General features: G+C 59.5%; 12 protein-coding genes. 10 read left to right on the forward strand and 2 right to left on the reverse strand.

Going from position 1 to position 12,215, the window contains the following annotated elements; all coding sequences use genetic code 11:
- The first annotated feature begins 381 nt into the window (after nt 1-381).
- Nucleotides 382-4,080 (forward strand): response regulator, encoded by a 3,699-nt coding sequence (locus tag F617_RS0109480; protein WP_019565152.1) that lies wholly within the window; start codon nt 382-384, stop codon nt 4,078-4,080.
- Between the two features lie 33 nt (nt 4,081-4,113).
- Here the strand turns inward: F617_RS0109480 and mnmD are convergent, their stop codons facing one another.
- A complete protein-coding gene (gene mnmD, locus F617_RS0109485; RefSeq protein WP_013636666.1) occupies nt 4,114-4,857 on the reverse strand; it encodes a tRNA (5-methylaminomethyl-2-thiouridine)(34)-methyltransferase MnmD in 744 nt (247 codons plus the stop codon).
- On the opposite strand from mnmD, the gene F617_RS0109490 reads away from it, so the two are divergent.
- From F617_RS0109490 to F617_RS0109530, 9 genes are all read left to right on the forward strand, one after another.
- Nucleotides 4,856-6,082, forward strand: coding sequence for an FAD-binding oxidoreductase (locus tag F617_RS0109490; protein WP_026330760.1), 1,227 nt, complete (start codon nt 4,856-4,858; stop codon nt 6,080-6,082). The genes mnmD and F617_RS0109490 overlap by 2 nt on opposite strands.
- Before the next feature lie 93 nt (nt 6,083-6,175).
- Complete coding sequence (locus F617_RS0109495) at nt 6,176-6,883, forward strand: DUF1045 domain-containing protein (protein ID WP_019565154.1); 708 nt, start codon at nt 6,176-6,178, stop codon at nt 6,881-6,883.
- Nucleotides 6,884-7,092: 209 nt separating this feature from the next.
- Nucleotides 7,093-8,016 carry an allantoinase PuuE gene (gene puuE, locus F617_RS0109500; protein ID WP_019565155.1) on the forward strand — a complete coding sequence of 308 codons (924 nt, stop codon included), beginning with the start codon at nt 7,093-7,095 and terminating at the stop codon, nt 8,014-8,016.
- Nucleotides 8,016-8,513, forward strand: a complete 498-nt coding sequence (gene uraD, locus F617_RS0109505) for a 2-oxo-4-hydroxy-4-carboxy-5-ureidoimidazoline decarboxylase (protein ID WP_003513681.1) — start codon at nt 8,016-8,018, stop codon at nt 8,511-8,513. The genes puuE and uraD overlap by 1 nt, the downstream gene beginning before the upstream one ends.
- Nucleotides 8,514-8,566: 53 nt before the next feature.
- A complete protein-coding gene (locus F617_RS0109510; protein WP_003513679.1) occupies nt 8,567-8,857 on the forward strand; it encodes a nucleotidyltransferase family protein in 291 nt (96 codons plus the stop codon).
- 32 nt (nt 8,858-8,889) lie between these two features.
- Nucleotides 8,890-9,216 carry a DUF86 domain-containing protein gene (locus F617_RS0109515; RefSeq protein ID WP_256379940.1) on the forward strand — a complete coding sequence of 109 codons (327 nt, stop codon included), beginning with the start codon at nt 8,890-8,892 and terminating at the stop codon, nt 9,214-9,216.
- A 3-nt stretch (nt 9,217-9,219) separates the two neighbouring features.
- Nucleotides 9,220-9,720, forward strand: coding sequence for an ureidoglycolate lyase (locus F617_RS0109520; protein ID WP_019565157.1), 501 nt, complete (start codon nt 9,220-9,222; stop codon nt 9,718-9,720).
- The gene (gene uraH / locus F617_RS0109525; RefSeq protein ID WP_003513673.1) at nt 9,717-10,073 is read left to right on the forward strand and encodes a hydroxyisourate hydrolase; all 357 of its coding nucleotides are present in this window, start codon (nt 9,717-9,719) and stop codon (nt 10,071-10,073) included. The genes F617_RS0109520 and uraH overlap by 4 nt, the downstream gene beginning before the upstream one ends.
- Before the next feature lie 5 nt (nt 10,074-10,078).
- Entirely contained in the window at nt 10,079-10,822 is a 744-nt protein-coding gene (locus F617_RS0109530; RefSeq protein WP_019565158.1) for a metallophosphoesterase, read from the forward strand.
- A gap of 3 nt (nt 10,823-10,825) precedes the next feature.
- Here F617_RS0109530 and F617_RS0109535 read toward each other — a convergent pair whose 3' ends face one another.
- Nucleotides 10,826-12,103: a D-alanyl-D-alanine carboxypeptidase gene (locus F617_RS0109535; RefSeq protein ID WP_019565159.1), complete on the reverse strand. Its 1,278-nt coding sequence runs from the start codon at nt 12,101-12,103 to the stop codon at nt 10,826-10,828.
- Nucleotides 12,104-12,215: the final 112 nt, after the last annotated feature.

A 12,215-nucleotide genomic window follows, 5' to 3' on the forward strand; every position in this document is an offset into this window, starting at 1 on the left:
GAATTGGGAACTTGTGGGTTGGAATAACTTTCTGCGCATCAGTGCGGCAAAACGCCGTCTTCTGTATTCGTTGCGCTTTTCCTTCATGCGGGCCAAGTCATCTTGGTCATGTGCTGCAGCTCACGCGGCTGCCGAAGGTGAAAGCTTGACCGGCATGTGGGCGTTTTATGGCGTAAAGTCAAGCAATAGTTTTGTAACGCTGCCGTCCCGCGGCGCATGGCTGCCATGCAGAAGGCAGGCTGGCGATTACCGGCGAGGCGCGGAGGCTTGCGAATAATTATGGTTAAAAAAGGGTAAAGCGACCATTCCGCACATAGCAAATAGCGGTTTTCTCACATAACGTTTTTGCAACGACGTCTGGAAATATTTGATTCGACAAGGATGGAACTGCACGGTGTGGAGTATCGCTTGACCCAAGGATGCGGGTTGCTGGAAAAAGCTTACGGGGCAATCGCCGCCCTGGATTTGCCCGCGTGCATCAAGGACAGCGAGCTTCGCTACCTCATGGTCAATGCAGCCTATGGCCGGGTCATGGGGCGTCCGCCCGCCGCGTTCACGGGCCACACCAGCCTTGCCCTTTCCGCCGATATTCGCGATGCCGAGCGCGAGGACAGGGAGCGCCGCTCGCTGGTCTTTGCCACGGACGAAGTGATTTCATGCCATGGTGCAGCGTCTTCAGGGCCTTACAAGCTGCGTTGCGAACGTTTCACCGGCGATGACGGCAGTCTGTTCCTGTTTGAGGTGTTCGAAGAAATGCCCTCTGTCGTGAAGGGTGTTTCGGACGGCGGCAGCGCCGACCTGCTGTTCGACAGCGGCGTTATCGACCTCATCGATGCCGGTATCGTAATTTATGACCGTGAAAACCGGCTCGTCTATTGCAATGCGCGTTTCGTGGAATTCTACAGTGATTTCAACCTCCAGCTAAAGCCCGGCACCCGGCTTGAGACGCTGATGGAGGCGGTCTATTTCTCGAGCGGCTACCGCGGCGTGAAATCGGACGATCCGGATTACCAGGCATGGCTGCAGAAGCAGTTGCGGGATTTTTCCCTACCCTATCTCGAAAGGGTGGAGCAGTTTGCCGATGGCCGGTGGGTGCGTATGGTCAACAAGCGGCTGGAAAACGGCATGCTGGTGGGGCTTCGCGTCGATGTGACGGAGTTCAAGGCGCATGAGACCCTGCTTAGCAAGCAGATCCGCGAGACCTGGCTGCTGCGCGCCGCGCTTGAGCAATTGCCCGTGGGCGTGTTCCTGCGGGATCAGGACAGGCGACTGACCTTTGCCAATGCGGCCTTTGAGAAATTCCGGGGCGGCAGCCTCGCCGACTATTTGGGCAAGACCGAATGCGAGATGTTTCCGCAGGAGGGCGCAGAGTTCCAGCGGGAAAACGAGCATATCCTGCAAACCGGAGAGGCGATTGAAAAGACGGGAACCATTCCGCTTTCGGATGGCGGCGCCGTTCCGGTCATAACCCGGCTCGGCCGGGTCACGACGCCCGATGACGAATATTATCTGGTGGGTTCAGTCACAGATGTCAGCCTGCTGAAGGAGCGGGAAAATGCGCTGATCGCGGCGCAGGCGCAGGCCGAAGCGCTGCATCGCCAGTTCGAAACGGTTCTTCATGCCCTGCCGGTTGGCGTACTACTCCTCAACGCGGATCTCGTCATCGAATATGTCAATCCGTGCTTCGACACGTTATGGGGCGAAATCGGCGGCGAGAAGTCGCTTGTCGGTAAAAGCTATCGCGAATTCATGGAGGCGAATTTCGAAAGCGGCCTTTATGACTATGGCGATATACCCTTCGAGGAGCTCTACAACCAGCGCGCAGAACGGCTGCTCAACGACAAGGTCTTCACGCCGCGCGAGGTGCGCAGCAAAAGCGGCAAGGTCACCGTCATTTCCAAGACCCGCCTCGACGGCGGAAAAATCCTCAGCACCTATGCCGATGTGACCGACGTGCGCATGCGCGACGCCGAGATCAGTGAGGCAAAGGCCGAACTTGAGCGTGTCGGCGAATATATGCAGGGCGCCACGCGCGCCATGGCGCAGGGGCTGGTGCTGGTCGAGCAGGGAACCATCATCATGTCCAACGAGGCTGTGGCGCGAATGTTCGATGTGCCGCCGCAGCTGCTGGAAAAGGGCTGCAACTGGTCGGGGTTCTTTGCCCATTGTGCCGGGCGCGGAGATTTTGGCACCAAAGAGGAGGCGGCCGCGACGCTGACCGCCTGGAGAGAGCACATAGCCGCCAACAGGCCGTTCTCCTGGCTGATCCATATTGCCGGAAAGACGTGGCTCAATCTGGAAGCGACCAACAGTTCCGGCAATTACTGGCTCATCATCGTCACCGACGTCACCGAGATGAAGATGCGCGAGGAGGAGTTGCAGCGGCTGCTTTCCCGCGCGGAAGCGGCAGATCGCGCCAAATCTGAATTCCTTGCCAATATGAGCCATGAAATCCGCACGCCGATGAATGGCGTGCTCGGCATGGCGGAACTTCTGGCCAAATCCAATCTGGATACACGCCAGAAAACCTTCACCGATATCATCGTCAAATCCGGCAATGCGCTCCTGACGATCATCAACGACATTCTCGACTTCTCCAAGATCGAGGCCGGGCAGATGAAGCTGCGCAGCGTGCCTTTCGATCCGGCGGAAGCGGTGGAGGATGTGGTTTCCCTCCTGTCCTCAGCGGCGCTGGAAAAGAACATAGAACTTGTCGTCCGGATCGATCCGTCGGTTTTCGGCAAGGTCATGGGGGACGCCGGGCGGTTCCGCCAGGTCGTCACCAATCTTGTTGGAAACGCCGTCAAGTTCACGGAAATGGGGCATGTACTGATCGAACTTTCGGCGCAGTCGGCAGAAGCGTCGGAGACCATTCTGTCGCTGCGCGTCGAAGATAGCGGCATTGGCATTCCCGCAGACAAGCTCGAAACCATCTTCGACAAATTCAGCCAGGTCGACGGCTCAGCGACACGGCGGCACGAGGGAACGGGATTGGGACTGGCGATCACGGTCGGTCTTGTCGGTCTTTTCGACGGTACGATCAATGTGGTGAGCGAAGTCGGCAAGGGATCGACCTTCGAGGTCAATATTCCGTTTCACGTTACGGAAAAGCGGCGCGACGCTCCGCTTCTTGCCATGGCGATCGAGGATATACGCGTACTCGTCATCGACGATAACGACGTCAATCGCCGCATATTGGCGGAGCAGTTGAAGACATGGGGAATCGACGGCCATGCTGTGCAGGACGGGCCATCAGGCATTGCCGTGCTGCAGGAGGCTGCATCCCTCGGTTTTGCCATCGACGCCATCATTCTCGATTATCACATGCCTGTTATGAACGGGCTGGATGTGGTCGAGCGGATCAGGGCGGATAGCCGTTTCGACGATATCGCCATCGTGTTCCTGACGTCTATGGATGTCGTGGGTGACGAGAGCCTTTTCACCGATCTCAGCGTGCAGGCGCATCTGATGAAGCCGGCGCGGGCGCGTCTGTTGCGTTCCACCCTGTTCGATGTGGTGCGGGATGTGCGGCAGAAGCGCGCCCGGCAGGATCCGCAGGGGCTGGCGTCAGGCGGCAGCGATGCGCCGGTGCAGCCAGACAATGGCCCCACGGACAAGAAGCGGCGGGTTGTGTCACCTCCGACGACGGTTCCAGACCGGCGCCGACCCTGCCTTGTCGATGTGCTGGTGGCCGAGGACAACGACGTCAATCAGATCGTCTTCACCCAGATATTGCAGCAGGCGGGTTTGCGGTTCCTGATCGTCGGCAATGGCAAGAAGGCCGTTCAGGCGTGGGAGGAGCACAATCCCGCCGTCATCCTTATGGATGTGTCGATGCCGGTGATGAACGGGCATCAGGCGACACTGGCAATCCGCGCCGCCGAACAGGCGGCTGCCGACGGCCGGCATGTTCCGATCATCGGCGTTACCGCGCATACACAGGACGCGGACCGCGAGCTCTGCATCGCAGCAGGCATGGATGATTATCTGTCGAAGCCCATCAGCCCCGAAATTCTCGAGGACAAGATCGCGCAATGGCTGGGAGACGCGATGCCACGTCGCGACGTGCCGACCGCCTGACAGTGAAGGCCGGTTGCTGCTGTGGGAGCCGTCTCAGCGGGATGGCTTGGTGCCGCACAGCATCTCACGCTTTCCGGCAAACCCTTTGCGGCGCTCCAGTTCAAAACCGGCGGCTATGAGGTTGCGGCGGACGAAGCCAGCGGCGGCATAGGTGGCGAATGTGCCCCCCGGTACCGTTTTGCCGAACAGCGTCTGCATGATTTCCAGCGACCACATGTCGGGATTGCGGGCAGGGGCGAAACCGTCCAGAAACCAGGCGTCGAAGCCTTCGCTTCTGCCGGAAATGCCGGTGAGCGCTTCGCCGCACACCACTGTCAGGCGCGTCTGGTCGTCCAGTTCGATATCGACCTCGCCTTTCGGGTCCGCCGGCCAGCGGGCGACCAGTGCCTTGCGTTCGGTATCAACTTCCGGCCAGCGGGAAAGCGCCCGGTCAATCTCGTCCGCCTTCATCGGGTAGAGTTCGAAGGACATGAAATGCAGCTTGGAGTGGCCGTTGCGCACCTCTTTCCATTGACGCCAGGTCTCGCAGAGATTGAGACCGGTGCCGAAGCCAAGTTCGCCGATGCGGAAGATGCTCTCTCGCTCAAGCCAGCGCTGCGGCAGGCCGTTTCCGGACAAAAAGACATGGCCGCATTCCAGCCTGCCATCCGTCTGGCAATAAAAATGATCGTCAAAGGCTAGCGAATAGGGCATATCCCCCTCACGCCAGTCGAGCGCGGCGGGCGGATTGTCGGCTGCCGAACCGATATCTGCGGTGTTTTCCTTGGAATGTGTCATGACTAATGCCGATAGTCCCGCTTTCGAATCTGGTCAATCACCAAGATTGCGGGCACCAAGATTGCCTGGCTCGGTGCCGCTCCTCATCGTCGGTGGCGGCATTATGGGGCTGTGGGCTGCCGTCAAGGCAGAGAGGATGGGCATAAACGCCCTGCTGCTGGAAGCGGGCCGTCTTGGAGATGGTGCAAGCGGCGGGCTGTTGGGCGCACTGATGCCGCATATGCCGGACCGCTGGTCGGACAAGAAGCAATTCCAGTTCGACGCTCTCGTTGCGCTGGAAAAACAGATCGCCGAGTTGGAAGCCGAGACCGGGCTTTCCGCCGGTTATCGGCGCTGCGGCCGGATCATTCCCCTGCCGAAACCACATTTGCGCAGCATTGCCGAACGGCACGAGCGGGATGCCGGGGAAAACTGGGTTTCAGACGGGCGCCGGTTCCACTGGCATGTCGGTGACAGCCCTTCCGTTGCCGGATGGGTGGACGATGCGGCGGGACAAGCGGGCTTCGTGCTGGATACGCTGGCTGCAAGGGTTTCTCCCCGGGCGATGATCGCCCTTCTGTCGGCTTTCCTCCGCAACGCCCGGCATGTGCGGGTGGCGGAACAGTGCCGCGTCGTCTCGCTCGATCCGGATAAAGGGCGGGCGGTGCTGTCGTCGGGCGACGAGGTCGCCTTTGATCATGTCATCGTCGCGAACGGCCATGGTTCCTTCGCGCTGATCCGCGATGCCATCGGTCTGGAACCCGGCATTGTGCTTGGACAGGCGGTGAAGGGGCAGGCCGCCCTTCTGGATGCTGCGGCCGATCCGGCCATGCCGGTCGTGTTTCTGAACGGTCTCTACATCGTGCCGCATGAGGATGGCACCGTCGCCATCGGCAGTACCAGCGAAGATTGTTTTTCCGATCCATTCAGCACCGACGAAAAGCTGGAAAAATTGCTCGCGGATGCATGCGCCGTGGTGCCGTCGCTTGGCCGTGCGCCGGTGATCGAACGCTGGGCCGGGTTGCGGCCGAAGGCGGTTGGACGGGACCCGATGGTGGGTACACTTTCCGAATATCCGCGGCTCGTGGCGTTATCGGGCGGCTTCAAGGTCAGCTTCGGCCTTGCCCACTATCTTGCCGATGCTGCGTTGCAGGCCGTATGTGGCCACACGCCGGACGTGCCTTCCGGTTTTCGCCTTCAAGAACACGTGAGTATTGCTGTCCGGACTTTAGAAACTTCTGATTAGTTTGGTCCACGTCGTTAATCTGTCACGCAAATCGCTTACTTGCTGGCCTGCAAAGAGCCCCGTTTGGCCGCATTTGCGGCGAGGTGATAGCGCATGCGATACGCCATCCATTTCACGCCTTCCCCCAACGACCCGCTGACGCAGGCGGCTGCCGCGTGGCTGGGACGCGATGCCTATTCAGGCCATGCGGTGGAGCCGCCGGGCATGATCGATCTCGGCATGCAGGAGATTTCCTACCATACCGCCCTGCCGCGCCGTTATGGTTTCCACGGCACCATAAAGGCCCCGTTCCGTCTTGCCGAAGGTCATTCCGAGGCCGCCTTGTTGCGCGACCTGATGTATTTTTCCGGCAGGCAGGACCCCTTCACGCTGCCACAACTTATAGTGGCGCGGCATGACAATGTCTTCAGCCTCGTTCCCGAGCGCCCCTGCGAAGTGCTGAATTTTTTCGCAGCCCGTGTGGTGCAGGAATTCGACCGCTACCGCGCGCCGCTCTCCGAGGCGGAAATCGAGCGGGCGGATCCCGACCGGCTTTCGGCTTCGCAGCTGACCAATCTGCATCGCTGGGGCAGCCCGCATGTGATGGACGAGTTCCGTTTTCAGATGTCGCTGACGGGCGGTGTCGAGCCTTCCAGCAGCCAGAGGATCGAGCGTGCCGTGCGCAAGGTTTTCGAGCCGCTGCTCACCCGGCCTCTGTCATTTTCCAGCCTTGCGCTTTTCATCGAGGATGAACCCGGTGCGCCTTTCCGGGTGCACTCGCTGCACCCCATGGGTCGTGTTTCCGCCCGAAAGATCGCCTGAGAAGCGCCCCGCAGAAATCGTACACAAAAAAGCATCGGAATGTCGGCAAAATTGCTCTCGACATTCCGAATGCGGATGCTACCGTCCGTGCATCGCATGTCTGAAGCGTGTCGTGTTTACCCGTGTCGGGCAGACACCTTCGGATGGTTGTTTTGCTCATGTCTTCCAGAAGCGGGTTCCGCTTCGGGAGAGGTGTTTTGGGTGGCTGAATGATTTCCGAGAATTACTCCCGCAATCTGGTGGGCTACGGCCGCAATAGTCCCGATCCGAAATGGCCGGGCGGCGCGCGCATCGCCGTGCAATTCGTCATCAATTACGAAGAGGGCGGCGAAAGCTGCATTCTCGACAACGACAAGGCGTCGGAATCGCTGCTGTCGGAAATCGTCGGCGCGCAGCCGTGGCCGGGCCAGCGCAACCTGAACATGGAATCGATCTACGAATATGGTTCACGCGCCGGTTTCTGGCGGCTGTGGCGCATGTTCACCGATCTCGGCGTCACCACAACTGTTTATGGCGTGACCGCTGCCATGGCGCGCAACCCGCAAGCCGTTGCGGCAATGAAGGAAGCGGGTTGGGAAATCGCCAGCCACGGTTATCGCTGGCTGGAATACAAGGATTTTTCCGAGGAGGAAGAGCGCAAGCATATTGCCGAAGCCGTGCGCCTGCATACGGAGCTGACGGGCGAGCGCCCCTTTGGCATGTATCAGGGCAAGCCTTCGGACAATACGTTGCGTCTCGTCATGGAAGAGGGCGGTTTTCTCTATTCGTCCGATTCCTATGCCGACGATCTGCCCTATTGGGTGAAGGGATTGCAGGATGAACCGTTCCTGATCATTCCCTACACGCTCGACACCAATGATATGCGTTTCGCCACGCCGCAGGGTTTCAATTCCGGCGACCAGTTCTTCGCCTATCTGAAAGACGCTTTCGACGTTCTTTATCAGGAAGGGCTTGAAGGCGCGCCGAAGATGATGAGCGTCGGCCTGCATTGCCGTCTCGTCGGCCGTCCCGGCCGCGCCGCAGCCCTTCGCCGTTTCATCGAATATGTGCTGGGCCATGAAAAGGTGTGGATCCCGCAGCGTATCGAGATCGCTCGTCACTGGCATGAAAACCACAAGCCGGGAGCGCTCTGATGCTGACGCGAGATGAATTTGTCAGCCGTTTCGGCGGTGTGTTCGAACATTCGCCTTTTATCGCCGAACGGGCCTATGATGTCGGAGGCGCAGGTCTGGAGTTAACAGCGAAGGCGGTTCATGGCGGATTATGCGCGCAGTTTCGTGCCGCCTCCGAAGCGGAACGGCTGGGTGTTTTGCGCGCGCATCCTGATCTTGCCGGCAAGCTCGCAATAGCAGGTGAGTTGACCGCCGATAGCCGCAATGAACAGGCGGGCGCAGGGCTTGACCGGCTTTCGCCCGAGGAGCATGCGCGCTTCACCGAGCTGAACTCCGCCTATACGCAAAAATTCGGCTTTCCATTCATCATTGCAGTCAAGGGGCTGAACAGGCACGATATTCTCTCCGCCTTCGAGACGCGTATCGGCAATGATGCGGCGACAGAATTTGCGACGGCGACGGCGCAGGTGGAAAAGATCGCCTGGCTGCGCCTTTCCTCGATGCTGCCCGAGGGTTGAATTGGCGAGCGGCGGTCGTTCCGCTATACTCGTGCTATCTGGAGACTGAGGCCATGAGACCCTCCGAGGTGCTGGAAAAGAACAGGGAAGCGATCCGCGAAGCAACGAAGCGCTTCAACGCGGCAAACCCGCGCGTGTTCGGTTCCGTCGCCCGTGGCGAAGACAGGCCGGACAGCGATCTGGATATTCTGGTGGATGCGTTGCCGGGGACCACTCTGTTCGATCTTGGCGGATTGCTGGAGGAACTGAAGACTATCCTCGGTGTCGAGGTTGACGTCGTCACCTCAGGCGGCCTGCACTCGGATATCCGGGCGCGTGTTCTGATGGAAGCCAAAGCAGTATGAGTACGGATCGGCTTCTGCTCTACCTGAAGGAGATGGACGTTGCCGCCTCCCGAATACGGGATTTCATTCAGGATATGGATGAGGCCACTTTTTCTTCCGATACGCGAACCCAGATGGCGGTGATGATGTGCCTTGCCCTGATTGGCGAGGCGGTCGCAAAACTGGACAAGTATTACCCCGCGTTTTTACAGCAGCACCCGGAAATCCCCTGGATTAAGATGAAGGGTATGCGCAATTTGATCGTGCATGATTATTTTCGGGCGGAACTCTCGGTCGTCTGGAAAACGATAACGCAGAGCATTCCGGATTTGCAGGCGCGTCTCTCACTCCTCCGAAACTGGCATGCCCAAGGTGAATGACATTTGACTGATTTTCTCGAGATCAAGCCTCTCACCAAAGAGGCGTTCGCATCCTTCGGTGATGTGATCGAAATTACACCCTCTTCCATGCGCCACATCAATGGCGGCCAGACCGAGCGGCATCATGCGCTTGCGGCACCCGAGGCAGCGGGCGAGGGTGCGCGCATCATCCTCAATATTTTCCGCGGACAGCCGCGTACCTTTCCCCATACTATCGAGATGATGGAGCGGCATCCGCTCGGCAGCCAGAGTTTCTCGCCGCTGTCCGGCAGGCCTTTCCTTGTCGTCGTTGCCGAGGACGAGGGCGGTAAGCCTGGTCGGCCGCAGGCTTTTCTGGCGGGCGGCGATCAGGGCGTGAACTACCGCCGCAACGTATGGCATTATCCGTTGATGCCGCTGCAGGCGATTTCGGATTTTCTGGTTGCCGATCGCGAGGGGCCGGGCAACAATCTGGAAGAGCATTTTTTCGATGCGCCCTACATGATCGCGGAGCCTAGCCTATGACCGGTTTGACCACCCACGTCCTCGATGCCGCCCATGGCACGCCCGCCGAAGGGCTGACGATCGAGCTTTACCGGCTCTCGGGTGATCGTCGCGAGAAGATTAAGACGGTTAAGACCAATAGCGATGGCCGCGTTGATGGCGGGCCGCTACTTGTGGGCGACAGTTTCAAGGCCGGGGAATACGAGCTGGTTTTCCATGCGGGCGATTATCTGCGTGGCAAGGGCGTCACCCTGGCGGAACCCGCCTTTCTCGACATCATCCCCATCCGTTTCGGCATTGCCGACGAGAGCGGCCATTACCATGTGCCGCTTCTGCTTTCGCCCTATAGTTACTCCACCTATCGAGGAAGCTGACCGCCATGATCTTTGCCGCCATTGCCGATATTCATGGAAACTGCGCCGCACTGGAGGCCGTGCTTGAGGATATCGCGAGGCTGGGCATCAAGGACATCGTCAATCTCGGCGATTGCTTCAGTGGTCCGCTGGAAGCGGGTTTTACCGGCGATGTGCTGGTTGGCAACTGGATACCCAGCGTTCTCGGCAATCATGATCGCGAATTGATCGAGCGCGCCCCGGAAGAGATGGGCAGCTGGGAGAGGCCGGCGCATGCGCAGCTGACCGCCGCGCATCTGGACTGGCTGCACACCCTGCCGTTCAGCATGGTGTTCAAGGACGTCGCCTATTGCTGCCACGGCTCGCCGCGCCGTGATCTGGAGTACTGGCTGGAGACGCTTTCGACGGAAGGGGTGCTGAAATTGCGACCGCTTTCCGAAATCGAGGCCATGGCTGATGGCATCACCCAGCCGCTGATGTTGTGCGGCCACACACATATCGCCCGCACCGTGCAGCTCTCCGATGGCCGCCTGATCGTCAATCCCGGCAGCGTCGGCTGCCCCGGCTGGAAGGATGACACGCCGTTTGACCATCATGTCGAGGTTGGTCATCCGCTTGCTAGCTACGCCGTGCTCGAAGAAACCGCACGCGGCTGGCAGGTCTATTTCCGGCAGATACGCTACGATAATCTTGCCATGGCCGAAATGGCGAAGGTCAACGGCATTCCGTATCTGGCCGATGCGTTGGAAAACGGTTGGCTCAAGCGGTAGAACTCACCCTTCGCTGTTCATGACAACGCAGGCATAAGACTGCGCCTTCAACTCCTTACAGGCGGAAACCGCCGAAGACTGGTCTTCAAAGCCGGTAAAGCGGGCGCGGTAGAGCGTTGCCGATCCGCTTTGCACCGCTTCGGTATAGGGCGCGATGCCGGAGTAGCTGCCGGCGATGTTGGAGCGGGCATTGGCGAGCAGCGAGCGGGCGGCAGCTTCGCTGTCGGTGGCGGCGATCTGCACTTCCCAGCGGCTGCGTTGGCCGGTCATTTGTGCAGCGGGTGCGGGTTTCGGAATGGCAGAGACCTGGATCATATCCGCCATCTGGCTGTTCGCCGTGGCGATCTGCATGGCGATCGGATCGGCGCGACGCTCGGCAAACATCGGCAATGGTACGGTTGCCGGAGGGACGGCTGCGGGCGGCACGTCGAAGGTGCGGCTGACATTGGCGCTTGCCACCAGCTGTTCGGTATTACGGTTTCTCGAGGCCTGCGGCATCGCCTTGTCCAGCAGAGCAGCCATCTGCGCATCGCGGCTGCGCGCGGTCTTGCCGCCCAGCACGACGCCAACGACACGGCGGCCATTGTGATTGATGGCGCTGACGAGGTTGAAGCCCGACGCATTGGTGTAACCGGTCTTGATGCCGTCCATGCCCTGATAGCGATACATCAGATTATTGTGGCCACGGATGCGCTTGCCCCGGAAGCTGAAGGATTCCATGGCAAAGAGGCCGTATTCTTTCGGAAAGTCGCGCTGCAGCGCAAGGCCGAGTTTTGCCATGTCGCGCGCCGTCGTCACCTGCGATTTGCTGGGCAGGCCGGAGGCGTTGCGGAAAACCGTCTTGGTCATGCCAAGCTGGCGGGCCTTACGGGTCATCATCTGCGCAAATTGTGCCTCGGACCCACCGAGATGGTCACCCATGCCTTCCGCCATGTCATTGGCGGATTTGACGATCATGCCGTAGACGGCTTCGCGCACCGTAAACGTCTGGCCCTCACGCACATAAAGCTTCGAGGGGATGACGGCTGCGCCGTTCCTGGACATCCTTATCTTCTGGTCCCAGCGAATTCGGCCGGCGTGCAACGCCTCGAAGGTCATGTAGAGCGTCATCATCTTGGTCAGCGATGCCGGGTGGTTCAGCACATCGGCGTTCTGCGCGGCGAGGACCTTGCCGGTATTGGCATCCATGATGAAATGGGCATAACCGGCCTGCGCAGGCGATGCCTGCAATGAGAGGATCGCGCAAAAGAAGGCGAGTGCGAATACCCATGCGCCCGCCATTCCCCGTTTGATCGTTCCCGACATGGTCCACCCCTTTATGTTCGATCGCCGCGATGGGCGAAGTTTTACTGACACTTTCCGGCAACAAAACCGCTAAAACTTTAGAGATCGC

Origin of the sequence: Agrobacterium sp. 10MFCol1.1, from assembly GCF_000381165.1 — a bacterium.
Classification (GTDB): Bacteria; Pseudomonadota; Alphaproteobacteria; order Rhizobiales; family Rhizobiaceae; genus Agrobacterium; species Agrobacterium tumefaciens.

Coding starts and splice junctions, on each gene's coding strand:
- F617_RS0109495 (WP_019565154.1), top strand. CDS start 6,176: ATGCGATACGCCATCCATTTCACGCCTTCCCCCAACGACCCGCTGACG.
- puuE (WP_019565155.1), top strand. CDS start 7,093: ATGATTTCCGAGAATTACTCCCGCAATCTGGTGGGCTACGGCCGCAAT.
- F617_RS0109510 (WP_003513679.1), top strand. CDS start 8,567: ATGAGACCCTCCGAGGTGCTGGAAAAGAACAGGGAAGCGATCCGCGAA.
- uraD (WP_003513681.1), top strand. CDS start 8,016: ATGCTGACGCGAGATGAATTTGTCAGCCGTTTCGGCGGTGTGTTCGAA.
- F617_RS0109515 (WP_256379940.1), top strand. CDS start 8,890: ATGGACGTTGCCGCCTCCCGAATACGGGATTTCATTCAGGATATGGAT.
- uraH (WP_003513673.1), top strand. CDS start 9,717: ATGACCGGTTTGACCACCCACGTCCTCGATGCCGCCCATGGCACGCCC.
- F617_RS0109535 (WP_019565159.1), bottom strand. CDS start 12,103: ATGGCGGGCGCATGGGTATTCGCACTCGCCTTCTTTTGCGCGATCCTC.
- mnmD (WP_013636666.1), bottom strand. CDS start 4,857: ATGACACATTCCAAGGAAAACACCGCAGATATCGGTTCGGCAGCCGAC.
- F617_RS0109480 (WP_019565152.1), top strand. CDS start 382: ATGGAACTGCACGGTGTGGAGTATCGCTTGACCCAAGGATGCGGGTTG.
- F617_RS0109490 (WP_026330760.1), top strand. CDS start 4,856: ATGACTAATGCCGATAGTCCCGCTTTCGAATCTGGTCAATCACCAAGA.
- F617_RS0109530 (WP_019565158.1), top strand. CDS start 10,079: ATGATCTTTGCCGCCATTGCCGATATTCATGGAAACTGCGCCGCACTG.